Genomic DNA, 25,349 nt, shown 5'->3' with positions numbered 1-25,349 from the left:
CGTCCGACCGTGGCCGGGCGCACCCACCCCCGCCCCCCCGCCGCTGCGGACCCCCCGCCGCCCCCCCCCGCCCCCCCCCCCCCCCCCCCCCCCCGGGGGGGGGGGCCCCCCCCGGGCGTTCCCGCGCCCGGGCGCGGGGACGGTCAGTGCGGGTGGCGGCGGGGCAGGAAGGTGAAGACCGCTCCGCCGAGCAGGATCACCGTGCCGGCGACCAGTCCCAGCGCCTTGAGCGCGCCGTGGCTGTCGGAGCCCGTCTCCGCGAGGCCGCCGGACGTCGACGTGGACCCGGACGACGTACCGCCGGACGTGGAGGCGGACCCTCCTCCGCCGGACGCGCCGCCCTCCTGCCGCGTGGTGTCCAGGGTCAGCGAGACCTGTGACGTCTGCGGGGTGCAGGTCGTCGTGGTGCCGAGGGCCTTCACCGTCAGCACACCGGGTGCCAGGGTGGACTCACCGCTCGCGCCGGGCTTGTACGTACCCGTGAGGTCGGGCACCTCGATCGGGTCGCCGGACTTGATCGGCTGGGCGTTGGCCGGCCCCTCGACATGGACGGTGCCCTTGTCCGCACCGCCGAGGACCACCTCCATCGACGGCTTGACCGAGTCCGCCGGGATGTCGGCCGGACTGTCCATCACCGACTTCTTGAACCGGACCGTGAGGTCGAAGCTCCCGCCGTTCCTGCGTGCGTCGATCTGCACGGGGGAGGTGGCGTTCTTGTCCCCGATCGGCGTCTTGCACGCGTAGGCGACGGAGACCTCCTTCCCGGTGAAGTCCGTCTGTCCCCCGCTGTCGCTGGGGCTCGCCGACGGCGATCCGGTGGGCTGCGTCGACGCCGTGCCGGAGGGGGTGGTCGAGGGCGTCGGTGTCGGTGACGGTGACGTCGGGGCGCCTGTCACCTCGATCGACGCCGCCGGCCTCACCGTCTCGGTCGGTGCGCACTTCGTGTCCGTCGAGAAGGCGTTGATGCTGTACGCGTCCGGGGTCAGCGTGACCGTGCCGGGCGCGGTCAGCTTGAGGGTGCCCTTCATGTCGGAGAGCACCATGGCCGCGCCCTTGGGTATGGCCGGGTTCTTACGGGGGCCCTGCATGGCGAGGTCCGCGGTCTGCGCACCGGCGGCCTTGAGGGTGCCGCTCGGCTGGACCGAGTCGGCCGGGAGGTCGATGAGGTCGGGGTTCTTCGACGCGGCCCGGGTGAACTTCCAGACCACCTCGACCTCGTCGCCCACGCTCGCCGTCGCGGGCGCGGTGATCTGCACCTCGGTGGTGCCCTCGACGGGGTCGAGGCCGGAGGCGGGAGGCGGAACGCACCGGGTCGCGTAGGACACCCCGGCGGCCTGTGCGGGGGCCGCCGCGACGCCCACCAGAAGGCCCGCGCCGGCGAGCATCAGCGCGAACCCGGCCGCGCTCGCCCGCCGGCCGCCCCCGGGGGCTGTTCTCCGTCCGTCCGAGGGGCCGCCTCTCCGCCCTCCCGTGGGCGCAACTCTCCATCGCGTACTCACGTGTTCCCCTTCGTCGTCGGACTGTTCTCTTGCGGTGCGGAGAGCTGACCGTTCGCGGTGCCACCGGGATCGCTGTCCGGCGTGAACCACGGCAGGGCCGGGGTCGTGGCGGTCTTCGGTACGGGGCCGCCCGCCGCGGCGGACTTCGCCGGCTCCGGCGCGGAACCCGGGGCGGGGGGTGGGGACGAGGGGGCGGGGGAACCGCCCCGCCACGGCAGCCCGAGGGTGAGGCCGGCCAGCCGCAGACCCCGGTGCCGGCCCGCACGGCGCGCCGACCGGCGCGGCCGCGCCCGGTCCACCACGGCCATCCCGATCCGGAACACCGCCGCCGGGACGACCACGCACAGCAGGATCCAGAAGAGCGTCACCCCCCAGGGCCGGCCCACGCCCCACGGCTGCTCGGCGAGCACCTTCCCGCCGTACCTCAGCGAGACCGTGTAGTCGCCGTGCGCCCCGGCCGCGAGCTCGACCGGGAGGGTGATCAGCGCCTTCCTGCCGGGCGCGACCGTGCCGCGCCACTGCTGTTCCTCCCACTGCGGCGCGAACACCCCGTGCGAGGTGCCGACCTGGAAGACGGGGTCCTTGACGGAGGCGGTGCCGACGTTTCCGACGGTGAAGACGAGGTCCCGGGCGGGCGGCGCGCCGAACCAGGTCAGCACTCCGCCGGAGCCGTCCAGCCGGGTGTCGGTGAGCACCGACAGGCGGCCGCCGCCCGACTCCTTCGGCAGCGGTGCGACGGGGTGTCCGGCGACCATGAAGACGGCGTCGGCCGCCGCCTGTCCGCCCGTGACCGTGGCGACGTGCACGACGCACGGACACGGCGCGGGCGGCTCGGTGACCGGCAGTCTCTTCTCGAAGTCCCCCTCCGCGTCGGTGGTGACGGCCCGACCGCCCGCGTTGGCACAGGAGTTGGTGCCGCCGATCACACCGCGGGACGGCACGGACCGCCCGCAGATCATCATCATCAGCAGCGTCCTCGGCCGCCATCCGCTGCCGGTCACGGTGACCGAACCGCCCGTCCCCGCCTCGGAGGCGGAAAGCCGCACCGCCGGGTTCCCGGCCGCGGACACGGCGGACACGGCGGACACGGCGAATGCAGATCCGGTGGACGCGGCGGATCCCGTGGCCGCGACGGACACGGCGGCCGTCCCCGTCACGGGGACCAGGAGCAGCGCGACCGCCGCCGCCCGCACCGCCGCGCGTGCCCTGTCACCGACGAAGCTCACGACACCGCTCCCGTCCACTCCGCGTCCGTCCACTCCGCCTCCGTACGCGGCGCCTCCGTACGCGGCGCCTCCGCACCCGGCGCTTCCTCGCGCGCCGGTGGGCACGCCCCGTCGTCCGCCCTGCGGCGCCCGCGCCGTCGTACGACGAGCAGCGCGGCGATCGCCGCGAGACCGCACCCGGCGCCCGTCACCGCGCCCCAGGGCACGAACCGCGCCCGTGTGGAGGCGGTGGCGCGCGCTCCTCCCGCCGCCGTCACCGTGAGCCGCACGTCGACCGCGTCCAGCGCCGGCGGGTCGCGCCACGGTTCGGTGAGCGTCACGCGGCGGCCCGGCGGGAGCTCGACCGGCAGCGCCCGCGGGGGGCGGTCGAGGACCCTGCCGAGGACACCGTCCGCGCGTACCGCGAGCTTCGGGCGGAGCAGCGTGTTGCCGCGGTTGACCACGTCGTACGAGACGTGTCCGTCGTGGAGGGCGACGTGCTCGACCGTGAGCGCCGCCAGCGTCGGTCCGCCGACGCGCAGCAGCACCCGTACCGCGCTGGAGCGGCCGCCGGCGCTCGCGACGATCGCCCCCGGATGGTCGCCGGGTGTCGCCCCCGGCGGAACACTCACGCTGAACGGCACGTCGGCGCGGGTGCGCGCGGGCACCCGGACGGAGGTCGCGCCGGCCGGCGTCCGGTGTCCCTCGCGCTCCTCGGCGAAGGCGATCCAGGCGCCCGTGTCCGTCGGTCTTCCGGTGGTGAGCACGGTGAGGCCGCCGCGCGCGGTGCGTTCGGCGTCCGTGCCGCGCAGCCGGACCGTCAGCGGCCTCGCGCCCGGGTTGAGCACGGACACGGTGTCCTGGAGGACCGTGCCGGGCGTTCCCTCCGCGTAGACGTACGGCCGCCCGGTGCCCGTGCCCGCGGACGGCACGACGGACCAGCCGGCCTCCCCCGCGGCGGCCGGGGGCACGGTCAGCGACAACAGCACGCCGACGGCGCAGCACAGAACACGGGCGTACGGCATCGGCGGCTCCTGGTCGTCTTCGGGTCGACGCGTCAGCGGCGTGCCGCCTGATGCCTGCGCGTCAGCCACAGCGCGCCCGCGGCGCCCGCGAGCAGCACGGTGCCGCCGAGCGTGCCGAGGGCGAGCGCCGAGTCGGCGGGGCCGGTCTGGGGGAGCTGTCCGCCGGAGTCGGAGCCGGTCTGGGAACCCGACCCGCCCGACCCGCCGGAACCGCCCGATCCACCGGAACCGCTCGATCCGCCCGACCCGGACCCGCCACCCGCGGCCGTGACGTCGAGGGTCAGCGAGGGCCCCGGATCGTTGGTGGGCGTGCAGGTGGTCGTCGTACCGAGCGCCTTGATGGTCAGGACGCCCGCCGTGAAGGTGACCTTGCCGCTCTTGGACGGGGTGTAGGTCCCGCTCAGGTCGCTGATCTTGATGGGGGTGTTGGCGGGGATCGCGGCCGCGTTGGCCGGGCCGCTCACCGCGACCGTGCCGCTGTCCGCGCCGCCCACCTTGATGACGGCGCTCGGGCTCATCGCGCCCTTGCCCAGCTCGACCGGGCTGGACGAGACGCCCTTCTGCCAGGACATGGTGAGCTTGTAGGCGCTGCCGCTCCTGACGCTCCTGATGTCGATGGGCGACACGGCGCTCTTGTCGCCGATCGGCGTCTTGCACTGGTAGTTGACGTCCACCACGGCGGCCTGGGCGACCGGGGCGGCCGTCAGCACCGCCGAGCCGGCCAGGGCCGCGGCGAGCGCGAGCGCGGCGGTTCGTTTCTGGTACGTCCGGTTCGGCACGGCCTGCCCCTCACTCCCGACAGATTCCTGACGGAACATCAGATCGGCCGTCAAGGTACGCCCGGCGCCTTGTGGAGGGAAGACAAAGCGCGCGCCGGATCTGAGGAGATCCAGCGCGCGTGCGCACCGTACGAGGAAGCGTTATGACCGCGGGTAACTCCTGGTGGGGGTCAGGCGGGTGCCCCGAGTTCCGCCCATACGGTCTTGCCGGCGACACCCGGAGCGCGGACGACTCCCCAGTCCAGGCACAGTCGTTGCACGATGAACATGCCGTGGCCGCCGGGCCGTCCGGCACGGTGCGGGGTGCGCGGGGCGGGCTGACCGGTACCCCGGTCGGAGACCTCGACGCGCAGCACCTTGTTGTCGCAGCTGATCCGGAGCTCCTCCGGACCCTCGGCATGCAGACAGGCGTTGGTGACCAGCTCGGAGACGACCAGCAGGACGTCCTCCGCGGCGGCTCGCCGGTCGGCGCCCGCGGCGGGCAGCCAGCCCCACGCGTGCAGCGCCTGACGGGCGAAGTCGCGGGCGAGCGGCACGACGCCGCTCTCGCCCTCGAAGCTCAGCCTGCGGGTCGACCGGCCGGCGGACGGGACGCCCGCGTCGCCCGCGGACACCGTCACGGACACGCCGTCGGCGGTCGGGGCCACCGGGCGCCCGGACACGCTCACGCCGTCTCCCGACACCCCGGAAGCGCCGCCTTCGCCCGACTCCGGGCCGCGGTCGCCCGGCGAGTAGGGCCGGGTGGTGCTCATCAGCGCTTCACCTCACCGATTCACCAGTATCACGATTCAAGACTCAGTACTCAGCATGTGGTACGCACACCAGGGGCTTCCGCACTCAGGGCATCCGGACACTTCCGCGTCCAGGACACCCGGGACGAATATCTGCAGCGCTTCTCTCCGACGTTCCCACCGATTGTGGCCGACAGGGTCAGGATGTCTCCTGCCCGACTGTCGCGCCGGAACACCCCCCTGGCCGTCCGGGAATGTGTGACGGACGTGACGCGGCGGCCACCCGGGGCGCGGCGGAGCGGCGCCCGGGCGTCCCGCCTAGTCGGCCAGCGCCGCATCGAGCGTCTCGTGAACGGTGAAGACGGCGTCCGCCCCGGTGATCTCGAAGACCCGGGCCACCACCGGCAGCATTCCCGCCAGGTGGACCCCGCCGCCCGCGGCCTCGGCCTTGAGCCGGGCGCCGAGCAGCACGTTGAGTCCGGTGGAGTCGCAGAACTCCAGCCGTGAACAGTCCACGACGAGTCGTGAATATCCCTTTTCGAGGCAGGCCTCGAGTGGCTCACGCAACAATTCGGCCGTGTGGTGATCCAACTCACCCGCGGGGGTCACGACGGCGCTAGAGCCCTCTTCCCGCACCTCGACAAGAAGCCGGCCAGACTGTGCGCTGCCGACCGTCCCGCGGTCCATGCCGTCTCTCTCCCGAGCGTCGTGAGTCCTGTTTACACACTCGAACACTACGCCTTCCCCACGATCTCCGACACCCGAACAACCCCCCGAAAATGGACATTTAGCAATGAAAGGCACTTGCGAGGGATACGCGAAAGCGGGTAGGGCTAGTAGAGACAGCTATTCGACACGGCCGGCTACGGAGGCGCCGCACACCGCAGTGCACGTATAGGCATCGGCGGCCATATGCCGAGAACGATGGAGGACACCATGTCACCCCGGCTCGACGCATCGCAGACCCAGAGGGCGACGTCGGCACCCTCTCCGGAACACCCGGACCACGACCCCGCCGACCACGGCGCGGACCTCGCGGGCCTGGAGGGGCTTCCGGAGATCCCCCCGTACGACGAGGTGGGGGCAGTGGACGCACGGGCCCTGTCCAAGACGCTCTTCGAGCGCCTGGAGTCCCTCGAAGAGGGCACCCACGACTACTCGTACGTCCGCAACACGCTCGTCGAACTCAACCTCGCGCTGGTGAAGTTCGCCGCCTCCCGCTTCCGCTCCCGCAGCGAGCCGATGGAGGACATCATCCAGGTCGGCACGATCGGCCTGATCAAGGCGATCGACCGCTTCGAGCTGAGCCGTGGCGTGGAATTCCCCACCTTCGCCATGCCGACCATCATCGGCGAGATCAAGCGCTTCTTCCGCGACACCTCCTGGTCCGTGCGGGTACCGCGCCGGCTCCAGGAACTCCGGCTCGACCTGGCCAAGGCCGGCGACGAACTCGCCCAGCGCCTCGACCGGTCGCCCACCGTCGGCGAGTTGGCGGAACGCCTGGGCATCACCAACGACGAGGTCGTCGAGGGCATGGCCGCCTCGAACGCCTACACGGCGAGCTCGCTGGACGCCCAGCCCGAGGAGGACGACTCCGAGGGCGCGCTCGCGGACCGCATCGGCTACGAGGACCACGGGCTCGAAGGCATCGAGTACGTGGAGTCCCTCAAGCCGCTGATCGCCGGCCTCCCGCAGCGCGACCGGCAGATCCTGTCGCTGCGCTTCGTCGCCAACATGACGCAGTCCGAGATCGGCGACGAACTCGGCATCTCGCAGATGCACGTGTCGCGGCTGCTGTCGCGGACGCTGGTGCGGCTCCGCAGGGGCCTGACGGTCGAGGAGTGACGGGGTCTCACCCCCACGAGCGGTCCCGGAACTCCCCCGCGCACTCCTGGTACCCCCAAGAGCGGTCCAGGAACTCCCCCGCGCGGTCCCGGTGGAAAGCGGTCCGGCCCTGACGGTGCCGGGCCGCTTCTTTCCGCTTCATCCGGTTCCTTCCGCGCGGTTCCTCTTCCCCGGCGGAAGTTACCCGGGGAAACCTCCTCTCCGACTCTTTCCCCGGAGGGTCACCCCTGCCACTGTGGGCACCCCCAAACTGGCCGGTACGTCAGGACGGGGCGAGCGACAGCACGGGGGACGAGGAGGCGGAGGGATGGCTCAGGGCGATCCGGCCGGCAAGGACGACGGGACCGGGGCCGAGGGCGGCGGGGCTCACGCCCGGACGCCCGACGCGCGCCTGACCGAACTGCTGCGCGCCGCCACCCCGACCGCGTACCCGGCACTCCAGGAACTCCGCGGCCGTCACCGCGCGTCGGTCCTCGCCTACGCCCGGCTCTGCACGGCCGGCGAGTCCGCGGCACGCCAGCTCGCGGCGCAGGCCTTCACCCTCGCGGCCCAGGAGACCGCCCGCGGCAGCGACCCCGGCGTCCCGTGGCGGCACCAGCTCCTGCTGCTGACCTCGCGGGTGGCCGTGTCCTGGGCCGCCGACGAGCGGGCCGCCGGCCTCGACGCCGGGCTGCTCCTGGTCCTGAACACGGCGGGACCCGAGGGCCCCGTCCCGCGGATGCTCCCGGCGTTCCAGTCCCTCCCGTCCCGGGCCCAGGGCCTGATCTGGTACGGACTGGTGGAACGGGAGCCCGAGGAGCGGACCGCGGTGCTGCTCGGTCTCACCCGTGAGGACGTGACGTACGGCACGGACCAGGCGCTGACCGCATTGGGCCAGGCCTGTCTGAAGGCCCGGCTGGCCGCCTCCGACGACCCCTCGTGCGGGGACTTCCGCCGGCTGATCGAGGAATCGCTGCGGCCCGACAGCCCCCGCTTCAGTTCCGACCTGGACGCCCACATGGCGCACTGCGCGCACTGCACGACGGCGTACGAGGAACTGTCCGCCCTGCGCGACCACCCGCGCGCCACCCTGGCCGAGGGCCTGCTGCCCTGGGCCGGCACGGCGTACACCATGAGCGGCGCCCACGAGCCGGCGCCCGGCGTCCGGGCGCCGTCCGGGCCCTGGCCGCCGTCCCGCCGCATGGTGCTGGCGTCGGCGGCCCTCGGCGTCGCCCTGGCGCCGCTGCTGCTCCTCCTGCTGTCGTCCGGCGGCTCACCGGCCCAGGACGCGGCGGGCACGGTCGGCACCCCCGCCAACCCGCCGTCGGTGACGGTCACGGCGACGGTCCCGGCGACCCCGTCCTCCTCCCCGTCCCCGTCCGGGGCGTCCGCCTCGGCGACCGGCGCCTCCGCGTCCGCCTCCCCGACGGCGTCCGCGTCCCCGTCGAGGTCCACGCGCCCCGAGCCCTCCCCCACGCCCACCCCGGCCGCTCCGCCGGGAGCCGCGTACGCCCAGGTGGTGAACGCCGCCTCGGGCCTGTGCCTGGACATCCGCGACGGTGACCTGGAGAAGGGCACGGACGTCGTCACCGCCCACTGCGGCTCCTCGTCCACCCAGCGCTGGCGCGTCGACGCCTCCCTCGGCGTCCTCCAGTCGTACGCCGACCCCGACTTCTGCCTGGACAGCCGCGGTTCCGTCGACAACGGCGTCGGCATCTGGGAGTGCTCCTCGGCCGAGGGCCGGCACGCCCGGAACCTGCGGTTCACCGTGGGCGACGACGGTGTCATCCGCCCCGCCGTCGCCATCGAGACCGGGCTCACCCCGGACGGCGGCGACGGCCTGGCGCTGCTCCCGCTGAACGGGGGCGCGGACCAGCGGTGGCGGGCGGGGGCGTCCTGACCGGCCCCGGCCCGGGGACGGTCAGGACCTGGCCACGGGAGGGCCGGGACGGGGGCCGGACGGTCAGACCTCGCGTACGCCGCCCCGCCAGACGCCGGTGACCAGCGGTACGCCTGGCCGGTAGGCGAGGTGCACGTGGCTCGGCGCGTCCAGGAGGGTCAGGTCCGCGCGGGCGCCGACGGTGAGGCGGCCGATGTCCTCGCGCCGCAGGGCCGCGGCGCCGCCCGCCGTGGCCGACCACACCGCCTCGTCCGGGGTCATCCCCATGTCCCGGACGGCGAGCGCGATGCAGAACGGGACGGACGAGGTGAAGGAGGAGCCCGGGTTGCAGTCGGTGGAGAGGGCGACGGTGACGCCCGCGTCCAGCAGGCGGCGGGCGTCCGGCCACTGGGCGCGGGTGGAGAACTCGGCGCCGGGCAGCAGCGTCGCCACGGTGTTCCCGCTCGCGAGCGCCGCCACGTCGGCGTCGGTCAGGTGCGTGCAGTGGTCGGCGCTCGCGGCGTCCAGTTCGACGGCGAGCTGCACGCCGGGGCCGTAGGTGAGCTGGTTGGCGTGGACGCGCGGGTGCAGGCCCTTCGCCTTTCCCGCGGTGAGGATCGCGCGGGCCTGGTCGCCGTCGAAGGCGCCCTTCTCGCAGAAGACGTCGATCCAACGGGCGTGCGGGGCGCAGGCGTCGAGCATCTCGCCGGTCACCAGGGCCACGTACGCGGCCGGGTCGTCGGCGTGTTCGGGGGCGACGATGTGCGCGCCGAGGTAGGTGACCTCGTCGGTGTGGCGGGCCGCGATCCGCAGGGCGCGGGCCTCGTCCTCGACGGTGAGTCCGTAGCCGGACTTCGTCTCGAAGGTCGTGGTGCCCTGGCGCAGGGCCTCGGCGAGGTAGTGCGTGAGGTTCCGCTCCAGGTCCTCGTCGCTCGCGGCGCGGGTCGCGGCGACGGTGGTGCGGATGCCGCCCGCCGTGTAACCGCGGCCGGACATCCGGGCGTTGAACTCCTCGGTGCGGTCGCCGGCGAAGACGAGGTGCGAGTGGGAGTCCACGAAGCCGGGGACGACGGCCCGGCCGCCGGCGTCGACCCGGTTGTCGGTGGCGGGTGCTTTCCTTGATTCACCGGTCCACACGACGCGGTCGCCGTCGATGACGACGGCCGCGTCCTGGATCGGACCGAGGGGTCCGTCGCCGAGGGAGGGATCGTTGGTGACCAGCGTGGCGATGTTGGTGATGACGGTGCTCATGGCGTCCTTGTCGGTGGTGAGCCTGTGGACGGGGTTCAGGCGCGCAGTGCTTCGACGGCGTCCGCGAGGGCCTTCGGCACATCCGGTACGAGGGTGTGCGCGCCGTCGCGTACGACGGGCCGGCCCGCCACGACGGTGTGGCGTACGTCGGCGGCCGTCGCGGCGAACACGGCCGACTCCGCGCCGAGTCGCGGCAGCGTGCCCGCCGTTCTGACCGAGTCGAGCGCGATCGTCGTGAAGTCGGCGCGCGCGCCGACCTCCAGGATGCCCACGTCGTCCCAGCCCAGGGCCGCGTGACCGTCCGCGGAGGCGGCGCGCAGCAGGGCGGCGGCCGTCCAGTGGCCGCGGGTGCGGGTGCGCAGGCGTTCGTTCAGCTCCATCGCGCGGGCCTCTTCGAGGAGGTCGATGACGGCGTGGCTGTCGGAGCCGAGGGAGAGGGGCGAGCCCGCGCGCTGCAGGGCGGCGGCGGGGCCGATGCCGTCCGCGAGGTCGCGTTCGGTGGTGGGACACATGCAGGTGCCGGTCGAGGAGCCGCCGAGCAGGGCGATGTCCTCGTCGGTGAGGTGGGTGTTGTGGACGCCCGTGGTGCGCGGGCCGAGCACCCCGTGGTCGGCGAGCAGCCGGGTGGGGGTGCAGCCGTGGTGCTGGAGGCAGGCGTCGTTCTCGGCGGTCTGCTCGGACAGATGGACGTGCAGCGGGGCGCGTCGCTCCTCGGCCCAGCGTGCCACCGTCGCCAGCTGTCCGGCGGGCACGGCCCGTACGGAGTGGACGGCGGCGCCGATGCGTGCGTGGTCGCGGTCCTTGAGGAGGGAGGAGCGTTCCGCCCAGGCGTCCGCGCTGCCGTCGGAGAAGCGCAGCTGGTGACGGTTGGGCGGCTGGCCGAAGCCCGAGGAGACGTACGCCGTGTCGAGCAGCGTGATCCTGATCCCGGCCTCCCGCGCGGCCTCGATCAGCGCCTCGCCCATCGCGTTCGGGTCGGCGTAGGGGGTGCCGCCGGGGGCGTGGTGCAGGTAGTGGAACTCGCCGACGGCCGTGACGCCCGCGAGCGCCATCTCGGCGTACACCGCGCGGGCGAGCGCGTGGTAGGTGTCCGGGGTCAGCCGGTCCGCGACCGAGTACATGGTCTCGCGCCAGGTCCAGAAGGTGCCGGAGCCCACCTGGACGGTGCCGCGCAGGGCTCGGTGGAAGGCGTGCGAGTGGGCGTCGGCGAGTCCGGGGAGGGTGAGTCCGCGCAGGATCTCGGCGCCCGGGGGCGGTGTGGGGACGCCCGTGCGCAGGGCGGTGATGCGGCCGTCCGCGCCGGCGGCGGAGCCGGCGGCCGACACGGTCAGGGCGACGCCCGGCTCGACGTGGGTGTCGAGCCAGGCGTGTTCCAGCCAGTACGTCTGCGTCACCTGCAGGCCAGCCCTTCGAGTACGTCGGCGAGTGCGGTCACCCCGGCCACGCAGTCGTCCTCGGCGGCGTACTCGGCCGGGGAGTGCGAGACACCCGTGGGGTTGCGTACGAACAGCATGGCGGTAGGGACGGTCCCGGAGAGGATTCCGGCGTCGTGTCCGGCGCCCGTCCCCAGCACGGGGACGGTGAGGTCGGCCGTGGTGGTGAGGATGCGGGCGAGTTCGTCGCGCAGGGCGTGCTCGAACTCGACGACGGGGGTGAACGACTCGCGCACGACGTCGAGTTCGACGCCCTGGGCCTGCGCGTACTCCCGGGCCGCCTTCTCGATGCCGGTGACGACGGTGTCGAGGGTCGGCTGGTCGGCGGCGCGGGAGTCCAGCCAGCCGCGCACCAGGGACGGGATGGCGTTCACGCCGTTCGGCTCGACGGAGATCTTGCCGAAGGTGGCGACGGCGCCCGTGATCAGGGCCTCGCGGCGGGCGGCGAGCACGGTCTCGGCGTACGGGAGCATCGGGTCGCGGCGGTCCACGAGCCGGGTGGTGCCCGCGTGGTTGGCCTCGCCGCGGAAGTCGAAGCGCCAGCGGCCGTGCGGCCAGATGGCGCTGGCGATGCCGACCCGGTCGCCGGACAGGTCGAGGGCCCGGCCCTGCTCGACGTGGAGTTCGACGAAGGCGCCGATGCGGGAGAGGCGTTCCGGGTCCGGTCCGATGGTGTCGGGGTCGTACCCGGCCCGCTCCATGGCCTGCGGGAGCGTGACCCCGTCGGCGTCCGTGAGCCGGTGGGCCTGCTCGACGGTGAGCTGTCCCGCGGCCAGCCGGGAGCCGACGCAGGCGAGTCCGAACCGGGCGCCCTCCTCGTCCCCGAAGTTGACGACGGCGAGGGGTCTGGTGAACCGGACCTGTCTGCCGCGCAGTTCGTCGAGGGCGGCGAAGGACGACACGACGCCGAGCGGGCCGTCGAAGGCGCCGCCGTCGGGCACGGAGTCCAGATGGGACCCGGTGACCACGGCGTCGCCCTCGGCGGGGTCGCCGAGCCAGGCCCACTGGTTCCCGTTGCGGTCGAGTTCGTAGCGCAGCCCGCGGGACTCGGCCTGCGACCGGAACCACGCCCGGCAGTCGGCGTCCGCCCCGGTCCAGGCGAACCGGCGGTATCCGCCGCTGTCCGCGTGGCGCCCGATGGGTTCGAGCTCCCGCCACATGGTGTGGAAGGAGGCCGGCACGGAGCCGCCCGGTGCCGCGGGCGCGCCCGGGGCGGCCGGGGACAGCGCCCCCGGCCCACCGTCGTGCTGGGTCACGCGGACTCGCCTTCCCGCATCGGGACGCGCACGCCGCGCTCGGCGGCGACGGACTCGGCGATGTCGTAGCCGGCGTCGACGTGGCGGATGACGCCCATGCCGGGGTCGTTGGTCAGGACGCGGCGGATCTTCTCGCCGGCCAGCGCGGTGCCGTCGGCGACGGTGACCTGGCCGGCGTGGATGGAGCGGCCCATGCCGACGCCGCCGCCGTGGTGGATGGAGACCCAGGAGGCGCCGGAGGCGACGTTCACCATGGCGTTGAGCAGCGGCCAGTCGGCGATCGCGTCGGAGCCGTCGAGCATGGCCTCGGTCTCGCGGTACGGGGAGGCGACGGAGCCGCAGTCGAGGTGGTCGCGGCCGATGGCCAGGGGCGCGGCGAGCTCGCCGGAGGCCACCATGTCGTTGAAGCGCTCGCCGGCCTTGTCGCGCTCGCCGTAGCCGAGCCAGCAGATGCGGGCGGGCAGGCCCTGGAAGTGGACGCGCTCGCCGGCCAGCTTGATCCAGCGGTGCAGGGACTCGTTCTCCGGGAAGAGGTCGAGGATCGCCTTGTCGGTCTTGGCGATGTCGGAGGCCTCGCCGGACAGGGCGGCCCAGCGGAAGGGGCCCTTGCCCTCGGAGAAGAGCGGGCGGATGTAGGCGGGGACGAAGCCGGGGAAGGCGAACGCCCGGTCGTATCCGGCGAGTTGTGCCTCGCCGCGGATCGAGTTGCCGTAGTCGAAGACCTCGGCGCCCGCGTCCATGAAGCCGACCATCGCCTCGACGTGCTTGGCCATGGACTCGCGGGCGCGGGTGGTGAAGCCCGCCGGGTCCTTGGCCGCGTACGAGGCCATGTCGTCGAAGTCGACGCCGACGGGGAGGTAGGCGAGCGGGTCGTGGGCCGAGGTCTGGTCGGTCACGATGTCGACGGGGGCGCCCTCGGCGAGCATCCGCGGCAGCAGTTCGGCGGCGTTGCCGAGCAGGCCGATGGAGAGCGGCCTGCGCTGGTCGCGGGCCTCGACGGCGAGCTGGAGGGCGTGCTCCAGGGAGTCGGCCTTCACGTCCAGGTAGCGGTGCTCGATGCGGCGCTCGATGGCGCGCGGGTCCACGTCGATGCAGATCGCGACGCCGTCGTTCATGGTCACGGCGAGGGGCTGGGCGCCGCCCATGCCGCCGAGGCCGGCGGTCAGCGTGATGGTGCCGGCGAGCGTGCCGCCGAACTTCTTGGCGGCGACGGCGGAGAAGGTCTCGTAGGTGCCCTGGAGGATGCCCTGGGTGCCGATGTAGATCCAGGAGCCGGCCGTCATCTGGCCGTACATGGTGAGGCCGAGCGCCTCCAGGCGCCGGAACTCCTCCCAGTTGGCCCAGTCGCCGACCAGGTTGGAGTTGGCGATGAGGACGCGCGGGGCCCACTCGTGGGTCTGCATGACGCCGACGGGACGGCCGGACTGGACGAGCATCGTCTCGTCCTGCTTGAGGGTCCGCAGGGTGCGCACCATGGCGTCGAAGGAGCGCCAGTCACGGGCGGCCTTGCCGGTGCCGCCGTAGACGACGAGCTTGTCGGGGTGCTCGGCGACCTCGGGGTCGAGGTTGTTCTGCAGCATCCGCAGGGCGGCTTCCTGCTGCCATCCCAGGGCACTCAGTTCCGTACCGCGCGGCGCTCGGACGGGGCGGGGTCCTGACATGGTCTGCCTCCTGTGCGGAACTGTTCCGGCTGATGCTGCAGCGAACTGTTGCAGCAGATATTCACATCCTGTCTTTTTGAATAGAGCTAGTCAATAGATGCGTAGGCCAGCGCGGGCGCGCCGCGGGTGTTTGGCTGGGATGTATGGGTTCAGACAGGGACAGGCCGGGGGATCCGATGCGCGGCGGGACGGGCGGGAACAGGGTGATGCCCCCGGGCGGCGCCAGGCATGCCGCCGCGGACGGCGGACACGGGTCGGACTCCGACCGGGTGGCGCGCCGCGACGAAGCGGTCCGGGCCGCCGTGGAGCAGGGGCTGCTGGGGCCCGAGTCCCCCATCATCGCGCTGCTCGACGTTCCCGGCATCAGGGCCTCGGCGGCGGCACTGCGGGCGGCCTTCGACGCCGTGACGGCGCCCGGCACACCCGTCCTGCACGCCTTCGCGGTGAAGGCGACCCCCCTCGTGCCCGTACTGCGGCTGCTGCACGAGCACGGCATCGGCGCCGAGGTGGCGAGCCCGGGCGAGCTGGCCCTCGCGCGGGCGGCCGGAGTACCGCCGTCCCGGACCGTGCTCGACTCCCCGGCCAAGACGACCGCCGAGCTGCGCGAGGCGCTGACGCTGGGCATCGCCGTCAACGCGGACAACCCCCAGGAGCTGGGGCGCCTCGACGCCCTGGTGGGGACCACGACCCCCGCGTCACCTCTCGGAATCCGGGTGAACCCGCAGGTCGGCGGGGGTTCCATCGAGGCGCTCTCGACCGCGACGGCGACCTCCAAGTTCGGCGTCGCCCTGCGCGACGAGGGCGCCAGGGAGTGGATCGTCCAGGCGTTCGCCGACCGCCCCTGGCTGACCCGGCTGCACGCGCACACCGGGTCGCAGGGCATCCCGCTCTCCCTGATGGCCCGGGGCATCGCCGAGACGTACGCGCTCGCCGAGGAGATCAACCGGCACGTCGGACGGCGGCAGATCGACACGCTCGACATCGGCGGCGGACTGCCGGTCGACTTCACCTCCGACGCCACCGCCCCGACCTACGCGCAGTACGCGCGGCTGCTCGCCGAGGCGGTGCCGGGGCTCTTCGACGGACGGTACGGACTGGTCACCGAGTTCGGGCGGTCGCTGCTGGCCAAACACGGAACCGTCGTCGCCCGGGTCGAGTACGCGAAGTCAGCCGGCGGCCGGCCCGTCGCGGTCACGCACGCCGGGGTGCAGATCGCGGCCCGCACGGTCTACGCGCCCGCGTCCTGGCCGCTGCGCATCGCCGCGTACGACGCGAAGGGGCGGCCCAAGCCGGGACCCGACGTGGTGCAGGACGTCGCGGGCCCCGCCTGCTTCGCGGGCGACCTGCTCGCCGAGGGACTCGCACTGCCCCTGCTCGAACAGGGCGACTACGCGGCGGCACTGGACACGGGCGCGTACTACTTCGCGCACCACTACGCGTACAACTCCCTGGCCCGCCCCGGCATCCACGGCTACGCGCCCGCCGGCGACGACGAACGGGACACGGGCGGACGCGGGAACACCGGGGTGCGCTTCGCGGTCGTACGGGAACCGCAGACCCTCTCCGAGATCGTCGCGGAGTCGGGCGGAGCCCAGCCGTCCGCGCTCTCGGGACTGTAGGACCGCGAGGCAGCGCGCGGAGGTCGGCCGCACGCCCCGGCGGGCTCACGGACGCCCCCGGGCGGGCCTTCGAACGGGCGCCCAGGCACCGGAAAATGTGGTCAGTCGACCCACCTTAGTCACCACCGGGCATGTTCCACAGGAAAATGCCATTTCCATCACCCGCCACGCACACGTTGCGTAACTTCGTCGTCACTCGGCCGAACCCTTTGGCGGGAGGGGATAAACGGTGCCCGGAATCGACGAGTGCCTACTGGAAGCCATGCGACTGCCCGGTGCCCGGGGTGCCGCGGTGGTCGACTGGACCAGCGGGCTGGCCCTGGGCACGGTCGGGGACGCGCCGGGCGGTGACCACGAGACGACCGCGGCCGAGGCCGCCGAGCTCGCCCGGCTCGCCGCCGAGCACAAGGCGTTCGCCCCGGCCGACGGTTCCGACTGGTCCGAGCAGGAGACACCGGTCGAGGACCTGATCATCAGCAACCGCGACAGCTACCACCTGCTGCGGTTCGTCAGGACCACCTTCGACAGCAGCGTCTTCCTGCACCTCTGGCTGGACCGGGCGGACGGCAACCTCGCTCTGGCCAGGATCAGGCTCGGCGAGATGGCGGGACGGCTGGTGCTGGGATGACCACGGTCAGAACACCGCCTCCGCTCGAACTTCCGGTGCGCGACAAGGGGGCGGGTCCCGTCAACGCCGTCTCGCCGATGCTCAGCCGGCTCGCCGCCGAGCGCGCCACCGGCGTACTCGTGCGCGAGCGGGGTGTGCTCTACCTCAGCGACGGAGACGTCGTGCACGCCGAGAGCCCCGCCACCCCCTCGCTCGACGTGCTGCTCACCGCACGCGGCGTGGTGGCGGCGGAGGCCTGGCGGGAGGCGGTCGCGGAGGCCGGCGCCCGCCGCCGGGTCGGCCGGTTCCTGGTGGAACGCGGCCGGATCGCCGAGGGCGCGCTCGAACTGTGCCACCTCGGCGCGCTGTACGACGCGGCGTACTTCGTGCTGGGGCCGAGCAGCACCCCGGCCCGGTTCCGGTACGGGGCCGCGCACTGGCTCGGCCCGGTACGCCCCGTACCGGTGGCCGCGCTGGAGCGCGAGACGGTGCGCCGCCGTGAACTGCTGCACCGCGTCTGGCCCGACGCCGCGACGGACACCGCTCCGCTGGCGCGCTCCCGGCGCTCCTGCGAACCGTCGGTCCCGCTCCGGCAGTGGTCCGTGCTCGGCCGGGTGGACGGCCTGCGTACGGCCTCGGACATCTCGCTCGCCCTGGGGCGGCCGGCCTTCCACACCCTGGTCGACGTCCGCCGGCTGGCCGCCGCCGGAGTCGTGACGGCGGCGACCCCGCCGGAGCGGGCCCCGGTGCCCACTGTGCTCACCCAGTCCTCCGCCGACCCCGACGTCGCGCTGCTGCGCCGGCTGCGAGACGCGCTGGAGGCGCTGTGACCCCGGAACGACGGGAGGCCCTGTGATCCGCGCGCTGCGACAGCGTGCCGAGAGGAGACTGCTGATGGCGGCGGAACCCGAAGTCCTCGACGAACTGCACCGGTTGAGGGCCCGCGTGCCCCAACTGACCGGTGCTCTGGCGGCCAGCGTCGACGGTCTCGTACTCGCCCACGACACGCCCGGAGTCGAACCCGAGGGCGTGGCCGCGCTCACCGCGGCCGCGCTGGGGGTCGCCGTGCGGATGGCGGACGCCACCGGGCAGGGCGACTTCCGCGAGCTGCTGGTGCGCGGCGTCGACGGCTACGTGGCGACGTACGCGGCGGGCACCTCCGCCGTACTGACGCTGCTGGCCCAGGACCGGGTCAACGTCGGCCGGCTGCATCTGGAGGGGCGGCGCTCCGGCACGCGGATCGGTGAGCTCGTGGAGGCCGCGACGGCGCGCGGTGAACCGGTCACCCCGGCGAGGGCTCCCACGCGGACCACCGCCCCGCTCCCCACGCGCGGCCGCCCGGCGCGCGGCGCATCCCGCACACCGACCACTTCTACACCCAACACCCCACGCACATCGGAAAGCTGAGAGGGAGAACCACACCATGACGAACACCGAAACCGCACTGAAAGAGGCGCTGGCGTCCATCGAGGGCGCGACCGGAGCGGCTCTCGTCGACTACACCAGCGGCATGGCGCTGGGCACGATCGGCGGGAGCAAGGGCTTCGACCTCACCGTCGCGGCGGCGGGCAACACCGACGTCGTCCGCGCCAAGCTGCGCACCATGGAACACCTCGGGCTGAAGGGCGAGATCGAGGACATCCTGATCACGCTGTCCGACCAGTACCACCTGATCCGGCTGATGAAAGGACGCGGCGGCAACGGGCTCTTCCTGTACCTGGTGCTCGACGCCAAGCGTGCCAACCTGGCGATGGCCAGGCACCAGCTGAAGAGGATCGAGGCGGACCTCGAGGTGTAACGGCCGGGCCGGTAGCCCGTCAGCGACGTCGCGCTCCTCCGGGCGCGGCGTCGCCGGCCGCCACACCGGTGGCCCGGCACGCCTTGACCGGCTTCCCGGCGGGGGCGCCCGAGCCCCGGCCGAGCCAGTCGACCCGTACCCAGATCAGCGCCTGCCCGGCGCGTTCGCGGCGCCCGAGCCAGCCGGCCTTCAGCCACAGGCCGACGCCCGCGCCGGCCAGCAGCATGCCGCCCGCGGCGGGCAGGGCGAAGGAGCCGCCCAGCGCGGCCACGAAGGCGAGCAGCAGCCACCAGCGGTGGCCGCGGCGCCAGTTGCGTATCGTCACGGCCCGGTCCTGAAGCACGTCGTGCTTGCCCGCCCGGGCCGCGGAGCGGATCAGCCCGGCGTACCGCTTCCTGCGGGTGTACGCCACCACGGCGGCGGCCAGGACGAACAGCGCGGCGCCGGCCAGGACGCCGATACGCCGCCCGGTCAGGCCCGGCACCAGCACTCCGACACCGGCCGCGAACACTCCGCTCCACCACAGCGGTGCGGCCCCGGCCCTCACGACGACGGCCACCCGAGCCAGTCCCTGCCCTCCGTGCGCCACCTTCCGCCTCCCTTTCGTCCGCCGTCAGCCTCTTCGGGCGGGCACGCTAACGAGCGAAGGTGAGACGAGTCTGAGAAGCGCGGCCGCCCGCCTTCGGCCCCGCGCGGGACCGGGCACCCCGAACCCCCGCACCGCCCGGCGCGATCGCCCTCCACAGGAGACGCGCGGACGCGTCCGGAGACGGGCCGCTCCCGGGAGGCGGGCCTTGCACGACGGCCGCCCCGGCCGACCACGGGGCCCGTTCGACGGCTACTCGACGAACAGTCCCCGGGCCGAGGCCCGTGCGTCGAACTCCTCCAGCCGCGCCTGGGCGTCCGGCAGGTCGTCGCACATCGCCTCCAGCAGGACCCGCCCGAGGAGCATGGGGGCGCAGGCCGTGTCGAAGGCGAGGCCGGTGCCGACGGCGGCGGGCAGCAGCAGGTCCGACACCTTCGCCACCGGCGCGAAGGCGGAGTCCGCGACCGTGACGACCGTCAGTCCCGCCTCCTTCGCGTAGCCGAGGGAGTCCACGACCTCGCGCGGGTGGCGGGGCAGCGCGAAGCAGAGCAGGGCGCTCGCTCCGGCGCGCACGGCGGCGTCGACGCGGTCGTGCAGCATGGTGCCGCCCTCGTGCAGCAGCCGTACGTCGGGGTGGACCTTGGCGGCGAAGTACGCGAAGCCGTAGGCCTGGGAGGCCGCGGCCCGCAGCCCGAGCACCGGGAGCGGGCGGGAGGCGGCCAGCAGCCGTCCCGCGCGCTGCACCGGGCGCGGGTCGGCGAGCACCGCGGCGAGGTGCTTCAGGTTCTCGATCTCGGCCTCCACGGCCTGCTGGTACTCGTTGTACGAGCCCGGGGCCGCGGCCTGTTCGGTGGGGGCGACCTCGCGCAGATGCCGGCGCAGGGCCGGGTAGCCGTCGAAGCCGAGCGCGACCGCGAAGCGGGTCACGGACGGCTGGCTGACGCCGGCGAGTTCGGCGAGTTCGACGCTCGACAGGAACGGCACGTCGGCGGCGCGCCGCACCATGCTGTGCGCGATGCGACGCTGGGTCGGTGTCAGCCGGTGCCCCTCGAAGAGCGCCTGAAGGCGCCCGGCCGGGCTGTCCGTCACGTTCATGTCCCTGTCCACGCTCATGATCCGCTCCCCCTCCAGATGTCCGTGAACCGGTCGAGCAGCGCGGCCGCCGCCGTCACGTCGTCGGTGAGCGGCCGGTCGGCCTGGTCGAGGCCGAGCACCGACTCGGCCAGTTCCAGCGCCCGTCCGACCGGCAGCTCCGGGTCGGGCCGCAGGTCGCGCTGGCGCAGCGCCCGTACGGCGGCGACCAGTTCACAGCCGACGACGAGACGGTAGGCACCGCACGCCCGCAGTGTCTGCCGTGCGGCGAGCGAGGCGAAGCTCGCCTGTTCCTCGACGCCCCGGGAGAGTACAGCGTGGCCGAGCGAGGCGGGGGCGGAGAAGGCCCGCAGGTCACCCAGGGCGGCACCGGCGGCGTATTCCAGGATCATCACGCCCGAGGACGCGGGCTCCTGGTCGGCGAGGAAGGGGCGCAGCCGGGTGTACGCGGGTTCGTTGAGGGTGGAGAGCCGCGAGGTGGACAGCCGGGCCACCTGGGTGACGGCGAGCCTGAAGTGGTCCAGGGCGAGGGCGAGTTGGGCCTGGTAGAAGCCGCCGTGGTGGTAGGCGGCCATGTCCTCGGCGGAGATCAGGGGGTTTTCGGCGGCGGCGTTGATCTCGACGGAGAGGACCTCGTCGAGCGCGTCCGCGGCGTCGTGCGCGGGCCCGTGGATCTGCGGAACGCACCGGAAGCCGTACGGGTCCTGGATCCGCCCGAGCGGCGGGGTGGGGCGGTCGGCGGCGCCGATCAGCTCCCGCATCCGCCGGGCCACCTCGACGGACCCGCGGTGCGGCCGGGCGGCGTGCACGGGGGCGGCGTACGCCTCGTGCGAACCGTCCACGGCCAGCAGCGACAGCGCGGCGACGACCTGGGTGGCTCCGATCAGCCCGCGCAGCTCGTGCAGGGCGAGGGCGGACTGTCCGAGGGTGAGCGCGTTGCTGCTGATCAGCGCGAGGGCGTCGTTGTTGTCGAGGGGCTGGGGTTCCGGAGCGCCCGTCCCCCTCCACCGGTGCTCCCCCACCAGCGCGAGTCCGAACTGGGCCAGGGCCGCGATGTCGCCGGTGCCGACCGATCCGAACTCGTTCACGACCGGGTACGCCCCGGTCTCCAGCGCCTCGCACAGGGCGGTGACGACGGTGGGGCGCAGGCCCGCTCCGCCCGCCAGCAGCTGGTTGGCGCGGACGGCGAGCATGGCCCGTACCTGCCGGGCGGGGAGCTCCTCGCCGATCGCCCCGGCGTGACTGCGCAGCAGCCGCAGACCGTGTTCGGCGGCGGCCTCGGTCGGCACGTCCTCGTTCCGGTTGGCGCCCACGCCGGTGGACCGGCCGTAGACCCGGCCGGTCGCGGCGATCTGCCGGGCGGCGTCCCAGGACACCTCGACGCGCTTCATCGCCTCGGTGCCGGGAACCGGGCGTGCGGTGCCGTCGGCGAGCCGGACGATGTCCTCGACACCGGTGCCGCACCCGTCCAGGACCACGAGCCCGGTCGTGACCGGTGCGTCCAGCGCGCCGAACGTGTCCATATTCCGAGACGACATAAGGCCCGAACTCCCCTCGATCCCGACATTGAATCTTGCCTGGCGGCCACAAGTAACCAGCGATTAACGCCGGACCGTTGACAACCTATTCAGATACAGAGAACTCTGCATGACGATATGCAGACCGGGCAAGGGACACCTCATGATCCAGTTCGACACGGTCCACAAGCGCTTCCCCAACGGCACCACCGCAGTCCACGACCTCTCCCTGGAGATGCCGGAAGGCGGCGTGACCGTCCTCGTCGGATCCTCCGGTTGCGGTAAGACCACCACCCTGAGGATGATCAACCGGATGGTCGATCCGACCTCCGGCACCATCCGTGTCGGCGGCAAGGACGTCCTGGAGCAGGACGCCGCCGAACTGCGCCGCTCCATCGGCTACGTCATCCAGCAGTCCGGCCTCTTCCCGCACCGCACGGTGCTCGACAACATCGCCACCGTGCCGCTGCTGCTGGGCTGGGGCCGCAGAAAGGCCCGCGCCCGGGCTGCCGAACTGCTGGAGACGGTCGGGCTGGCCGCCGACTCCGGCAAGCGCTACCCGCACCAGCTCTCCGGCGGCCAGCAGCAGCGCGTCGGCGTGGCCCGCGCACTCGCCGCCGACCCGCCCGTCCTGCTCATGGACGAACCCTTCGGCGCGGTCGACCCGGTGGTGCGCACCCAGCTCCAGGACGAACTGCTGCGGTTGCAGAAGGAGTTGAGCAAGACCATCGTCTTCGTCACGCACGACGTCGACGAGGCGGTCCGGCTCGGCGACCAGATCGCGATCTTCCGGACCGGCGGCCACCTGGTGCAGTGCGCGAGCCCCGCCGAACTGCTCGCCCGCCCGGCGGACGACTTCGTCGCCGACTTCCTGGGCGCCGAGCGCGGCCTGAAGCTCCTCTCGCTGGAGAACCTCGCCGACGTGCCGCAGGGCCCGGCCCCCGAGGGCGGTGCCTGGACCCTCGCCCTCGACGCGGACCGCCACCCGCTGAGCTGGCGCTCCGCCTCCGGCGACACCACCTTCCCCGTACGGCCGCTGCGGGACGGCGACTCCCTGCTCGCCGCCCTGAACGAGTCGATCGCCTCGCCGGCCGGCCTGGTGGCGCGGGTCGACGCACAGGGCGCGCTGACCGGCGTCACGTCCCGGGACGACATCCACGAGCACGCCGCCAGGGCCCACGGCACCGCGGGCGTCGCCATATGACCATCGACTGGTCCTGGCTGGGCGACCACACCGACGACCTGACCACCCTCACCCTCTCGCATCTGGAGGCCGCGCTCTCCGCCGTCCTCCTCGGCCTGCTGATCTCCCTCCCGCTGGCCGTCGTGGCCCACCGGGTGCGCGCCCTGCGCGGGGTGCTCCTCGGCCTCTCGAACGTCCTCTTCACGATCCCCTCGATCGCGATCTTCGTCCTCCTGCTCCCGGTGAGCGGCCTGACCCGCACCACCACGGTCATCGGCCTGACGATCTACTCCCTCGTCGTCCTGCTGCGGAACACCGTCGAAGGCCTCGACTCGGTCCCCGTGAAGACCAAGGAGGCCGCGAAGGCCATGGGCACCCGCCCCCTGCGCACCCTCCTCACCGTCGAGCTCCCGCTCGCCCTCCCGGTGATCATGGCGGGGGTCCGCATCGCGACGGTGATGTCGATCTCCCTGGTCTCCGTCGCCACCTACATCGGCGACGGCGGACTCGGCCAGCTCTTCACGGACGGGTTCCAGCGCAACTTCCCGACGCCCGTGATCGTGGGCGTCGTACTGACCCTGCTGCTGGCCCTGGTCGCGGACGGGCTGCTGGTCGCGATCCAGTACGTACTCACTCCGTGGACGAGGCGGCGAGCCTGACATGTACGAACTCTTCCGGAACCTCGCCAAGTGGCTGGTCAGCGGCGACCAGTGGGCCGGCACCGACGGCATCGCACACCGCATCGCCGAGCACCTGGAGTACTCGCTCCTCGCCACGCTCATCGCGGCCGCCATCGCGCTCCCGCTCGGCCTGCTGATCGGTCACACCGGCAGGGGCGCGTTCCTCGCCATCAACCTGTCCTCCTTCGGCCGCGCGCTGCCCACCGTGGGCCTGGTCGTCCTGGTCTTCCTGATCAGCGGCCTGTCGCTGTGGTCGGTGTACGTGGCCCTGGTCGTCCTCGCCGTACCGGCCATCGTCACCAACACCTACGCGGGCATGAGCGCCGTCGACCCGGACGTCAAGGACGCGGCCCGCGGCCAGGGCATGCGCGGCCACCAGGTCCTGTTCCAGGTGGAGATCCCGCTGGCCCTCCCCCTGATCATGACGGGCCTGCGCCTCTCCCTCATCCAGGTCGTGTCCACCGCCACGATCGCCGCGTACGTCAGCTTCGGCGGCCTGGGCCGGTACGTCTTCGACGGCCTGGCGCAGCGCGACCTCGTCCAGGTCCTCGGCGGCGCGGTCCTGGTGGCGGTCGTCGCCGTGGTGCTCGACCTCGCGCTGGCCGGACTCCAGCGCTACCTCTTCCGTCATCTCCGCACCGCCGACGCCCACTGAGGAGCCGAAGAACCATGAACCGTAGGACTCTGCTCGGGGGCCTGTTCGCCGCGGCCTCCGTCCCCGCCCTGGCCGCCTGCGGCGGCGGCATCACCTCGCTCGACAACTCGGGCGGCGGCAGCGGCGGCGGCTCCGGATCCAGCGCCGGCGGCCTGACCATCGGCACCGCCAACTTCACCGAGAACCAGATCCTCGGCTACCTGTACGCGGGCGTCCTGTCGGCCGCCGGCATCAAGGCCAAGGTCCGCCCCAACCTGGGCTCGCGCGAGATCGTCGTGCCCGCGCTGGAGGGCGGCGACATCGATTTGCTCCCCGAGTACCAGGGCAGCCTGCTCCTCTACCTGGACGCGAAGGCCACGGACACCGAGGCCGGCGCCATGCAGAACACGCTGACGACCGTGCTGCCCGCCGGTCTGGAGGTCCTGCCGTACGCGGCGGCCGAGGACCGTGACAGCTTCGCGGTCACCCGGGAGACCGCCGACAAGTACGGCCTCAAGAGCCTCGCCGACCTGCGCAAGGCCAACGGGAAGCTGGTCCTGGGCGCGGCGGCCGAGATGAAGAAGCGGGTCGTCGGCGCGGTGGGCCTCAAAGAGCGCTACGGCGTGGAGTTCAAGGAGTTCAAGTCCCTCGACTCCTCCGGGCCGTTGGTCAAGGGGGCCCTGAAGAAGGGGGACGTCGACGTCGCCAACGTCTTCACCACGGACGTGGACGTCATCGAGAACGGCTGGGTCGTCCTCACCGACCCGCTGAACCTGATCCCGTCCCAGCACATCGTCCCGCTCATCGCCTCCCGCAAGGCCGACGCCAAGGTCCGCAAGGCGCTGGCGTCCCTCGGCAACGTGCTCTCGTCCGAGGAGCTGACCAGGCTCAACCGGCTGGTGGACAAGGAGAGGAAGGATCCGGACGAGGTCGCGGACGCGTGGCTGAAGTCCAAGAACCTGACGTGACCGGCCTTTCCTTCGCCCCCGCCGCCCCTACCCGTCCCATCCCGTACCTGGGGGCTCCGCCCCCAGACCCCCGTCCGGCCTCAAGGGCCTTGTCCTCAAACGCCGGACAGGCTGAACTACCC

24 protein-coding genes are annotated in these 25,349 nt (G+C 73.1%); 11 read left to right on the top strand and 13 right to left on the bottom strand.

All coding sequences use genetic code 11. The features are described 5' to 3' along the window. Positions 1–143: 143 nt before the first annotated feature. The 6 genes from ACFV2J_RS37845 to ACFV2J_RS37820 all read right to left on the bottom strand — a co-directional run bounded on the left by ACFV2J_RS37845 (position 144) and on the right by ACFV2J_RS37820 (position 5,926). Positions 144–1,385 carry a hypothetical protein gene (locus ACFV2J_RS37845; RefSeq protein WP_385090272.1) on the bottom strand — a complete coding sequence of 414 codons (1,242 nt, stop codon included), beginning with the start codon at positions 1,383–1,385 and terminating at the stop codon, positions 144–146. Between the two features lie 110 nt (positions 1,386–1,495). After that, entirely contained in the window at positions 1,496–2,758 is a 1,263-nt protein-coding gene (locus ACFV2J_RS37840) for a hypothetical protein (protein WP_385442994.1), read from the bottom strand. Then, positions 2,722–3,729 carry a hypothetical protein gene (locus ACFV2J_RS37835; protein WP_385090276.1) on the bottom strand — a complete coding sequence of 336 codons (1,008 nt, stop codon included), beginning with the start codon at positions 3,727–3,729 and terminating at the stop codon, positions 2,722–2,724. The genes ACFV2J_RS37840 and ACFV2J_RS37835 overlap by 37 nt, the downstream gene beginning before the upstream one ends. 32 nt (positions 3,730–3,761) lie before the next feature. Next, positions 3,762–4,547 carry an LPXTG cell wall anchor domain-containing protein gene (locus tag ACFV2J_RS37830; protein WP_385090279.1) on the bottom strand — a complete coding sequence of 262 codons (786 nt, stop codon included), beginning with the start codon at positions 4,545–4,547 and terminating at the stop codon, positions 3,762–3,764. Positions 4,548–4,678: 131 nt separating this feature from the next. Beyond that, positions 4,679–5,260, bottom strand: coding sequence for an ATP-binding protein (locus tag ACFV2J_RS37825; RefSeq protein WP_385090282.1), 582 nt, complete (start codon positions 5,258–5,260; stop codon positions 4,679–4,681). A 297-nt stretch (positions 5,261–5,557) separates the two neighbouring features. Beyond that, positions 5,558–5,926, bottom strand: coding sequence for an STAS domain-containing protein (locus ACFV2J_RS37820; RefSeq protein ID WP_385090284.1), 369 nt, complete (start codon positions 5,924–5,926; stop codon positions 5,558–5,560). 249 nt (positions 5,927–6,175) lie between these two features. Here ACFV2J_RS37820 and ACFV2J_RS37815 point away from each other — a divergent pair, with 249 nt between their 5' ends. Both ACFV2J_RS37815 and ACFV2J_RS37810 read left to right on the top strand, forming a co-directional pair. Then, positions 6,176–7,084 (top strand): RNA polymerase sigma factor SigF, encoded by a 909-nt coding sequence (locus ACFV2J_RS37815; protein WP_385090292.1) that lies wholly within the window; start codon positions 6,176–6,178, stop codon positions 7,082–7,084. Positions 7,085–7,391: 307 nt separating this feature from the next. Continuing rightward, positions 7,392–8,963, top strand: a complete 1,572-nt coding sequence (locus tag ACFV2J_RS37810; protein WP_385442990.1) for a ricin-type beta-trefoil lectin domain protein — start codon at positions 7,392–7,394, stop codon at positions 8,961–8,963. A gap of 63 nt (positions 8,964–9,026) precedes the next feature. Here ACFV2J_RS37810 and hutI read toward each other — a convergent pair whose 3' ends face one another. The 4 genes from hutI to hutU all read right to left on the bottom strand — a co-directional run bounded on the left by hutI (position 9,027) and on the right by hutU (position 14,543). Further along, complete coding sequence (gene hutI / locus ACFV2J_RS37805; protein ID WP_385442987.1) at positions 9,027–10,193, bottom strand: imidazolonepropionase; 1,167 nt, start codon at positions 10,191–10,193, stop codon at positions 9,027–9,029. Between the two features lie 35 nt (positions 10,194–10,228). Beyond that, positions 10,229–11,593 carry a formimidoylglutamate deiminase gene (locus tag ACFV2J_RS37800; protein ID WP_385096389.1) on the bottom strand — a complete coding sequence of 455 codons (1,365 nt, stop codon included), beginning with the start codon at positions 11,591–11,593 and terminating at the stop codon, positions 10,229–10,231. Then, positions 11,584–12,786: an allantoate amidohydrolase gene (locus tag ACFV2J_RS37795; protein ID WP_385096386.1), complete on the bottom strand. Its 1,203-nt coding sequence runs from the start codon at positions 12,784–12,786 to the stop codon at positions 11,584–11,586. Before ACFV2J_RS37795 ends, ACFV2J_RS37800 begins: the two co-directional genes overlap by 10 nt. A gap of 92 nt (positions 12,787–12,878) precedes the next feature. Further along, positions 12,879–14,543 carry a urocanate hydratase gene (gene hutU / locus ACFV2J_RS37790; RefSeq protein WP_385442984.1) on the bottom strand — a complete coding sequence of 555 codons (1,665 nt, stop codon included), beginning with the start codon at positions 14,541–14,543 and terminating at the stop codon, positions 12,879–12,881. Positions 14,544–14,749: 206 nt separating this feature from the next. Between hutU and ACFV2J_RS37785 the strand changes: the two genes are divergently transcribed. The 5 genes from ACFV2J_RS37785 to ACFV2J_RS37765 all read left to right on the top strand — a co-directional run bounded on the left by ACFV2J_RS37785 (position 14,750) and on the right by ACFV2J_RS37765 (position 18,567). Then, positions 14,750–16,162 carry a diaminopimelate decarboxylase gene (locus ACFV2J_RS37785; RefSeq protein WP_385089924.1) on the top strand — a complete coding sequence of 471 codons (1,413 nt, stop codon included), beginning with the start codon at positions 14,750–14,752 and terminating at the stop codon, positions 16,160–16,162. Positions 16,163–16,391: 229 nt separating this feature from the next. Continuing rightward, positions 16,392–16,790: a hypothetical protein gene (locus tag ACFV2J_RS37780; protein WP_153290196.1), complete on the top strand. Its 399-nt coding sequence runs from the start codon at positions 16,392–16,394 to the stop codon at positions 16,788–16,790. Next, on the top strand, positions 16,787–17,599 hold the full coding sequence (locus ACFV2J_RS37775; RefSeq protein ID WP_385089927.1) for a transcriptional regulator: 813 nt from the start codon (positions 16,787–16,789) through the stop codon (positions 17,597–17,599). The genes ACFV2J_RS37780 and ACFV2J_RS37775 overlap by 4 nt, the downstream gene beginning before the upstream one ends. Positions 17,600–17,663: 64 nt before the next feature. Further along, positions 17,664–18,176, top strand: a complete 513-nt coding sequence (locus ACFV2J_RS37770) for a roadblock/LC7 domain-containing protein (RefSeq protein ID WP_385089930.1) — start codon at positions 17,664–17,666, stop codon at positions 18,174–18,176. A gap of 16 nt (positions 18,177–18,192) precedes the next feature. Then, positions 18,193–18,567, top strand: a complete 375-nt coding sequence (locus ACFV2J_RS37765; RefSeq protein ID WP_148008749.1) for a hypothetical protein — start codon at positions 18,193–18,195, stop codon at positions 18,565–18,567. A gap of 19 nt (positions 18,568–18,586) precedes the next feature. Here the strand turns inward: ACFV2J_RS37765 and ACFV2J_RS37760 are convergent, their stop codons facing one another. The 3 genes from ACFV2J_RS37760 to ACFV2J_RS37750 form a co-directional block, all read right to left on the bottom strand. Further along, entirely contained in the window at positions 18,587–19,156 is a 570-nt protein-coding gene (locus ACFV2J_RS37760; protein WP_385089933.1) for a hypothetical protein, read from the bottom strand. Between the two features lie 249 nt (positions 19,157–19,405). Continuing rightward, the gene (locus ACFV2J_RS37755) at positions 19,406–20,266 is read right to left on the bottom strand and encodes a MurR/RpiR family transcriptional regulator (RefSeq protein ID WP_385089936.1); all 861 of its coding nucleotides are present in this window, start codon (positions 20,264–20,266) and stop codon (positions 19,406–19,408) included. Continuing rightward, positions 20,263–21,783 carry an aromatic amino acid ammonia-lyase gene (locus ACFV2J_RS37750; protein ID WP_385089939.1) on the bottom strand — a complete coding sequence of 507 codons (1,521 nt, stop codon included), beginning with the start codon at positions 21,781–21,783 and terminating at the stop codon, positions 20,263–20,265. Before ACFV2J_RS37750 ends, ACFV2J_RS37755 begins: the two co-directional genes overlap by 4 nt. A gap of 142 nt (positions 21,784–21,925) precedes the next feature. Here ACFV2J_RS37750 and ACFV2J_RS37745 point away from each other — a divergent pair, with 142 nt between their 5' ends. From ACFV2J_RS37745 to ACFV2J_RS37730, 4 genes are read left to right on the top strand one after another with little or no spacing between them, the layout of a single operon-like run. Next, on the top strand, positions 21,926–22,966 hold the full coding sequence (locus ACFV2J_RS37745; protein WP_385089951.1) for an ABC transporter ATP-binding protein: 1,041 nt from the start codon (positions 21,926–21,928) through the stop codon (positions 22,964–22,966). Continuing rightward, positions 22,963–23,604: an ABC transporter permease gene (locus ACFV2J_RS37740; protein WP_385089942.1), complete on the top strand. Its 642-nt coding sequence runs from the start codon at positions 22,963–22,965 to the stop codon at positions 23,602–23,604. Before ACFV2J_RS37745 ends, ACFV2J_RS37740 begins: the two co-directional genes overlap by 4 nt. A 1-nt stretch (position 23,605) precedes the next feature. Next, positions 23,606–24,280 (top strand): ABC transporter permease, encoded by a 675-nt coding sequence (locus ACFV2J_RS37735; protein WP_385089945.1) that lies wholly within the window; start codon positions 23,606–23,608, stop codon positions 24,278–24,280. A gap of 14 nt (positions 24,281–24,294) precedes the next feature. Further along, the gene (locus tag ACFV2J_RS37730; protein ID WP_385089948.1) at positions 24,295–25,227 is read left to right on the top strand and encodes an ABC transporter substrate-binding protein; all 933 of its coding nucleotides are present in this window, start codon (positions 24,295–24,297) and stop codon (positions 25,225–25,227) included. The last annotated feature ends 122 nt before the right edge of the window (positions 25,228–25,349 follow it).

It is taken from the genome of Streptomyces sp. NPDC059668 (genome assembly GCF_042734135.1).
Taxonomy (GTDB): domain Bacteria; phylum Actinomycetota; class Actinomycetes; order Streptomycetales; family Streptomycetaceae; genus Streptomyces.
Note: the sequence above shows the minus strand (reverse complement) of the source record. Positions and strands in the feature narration are given on the sequence as shown.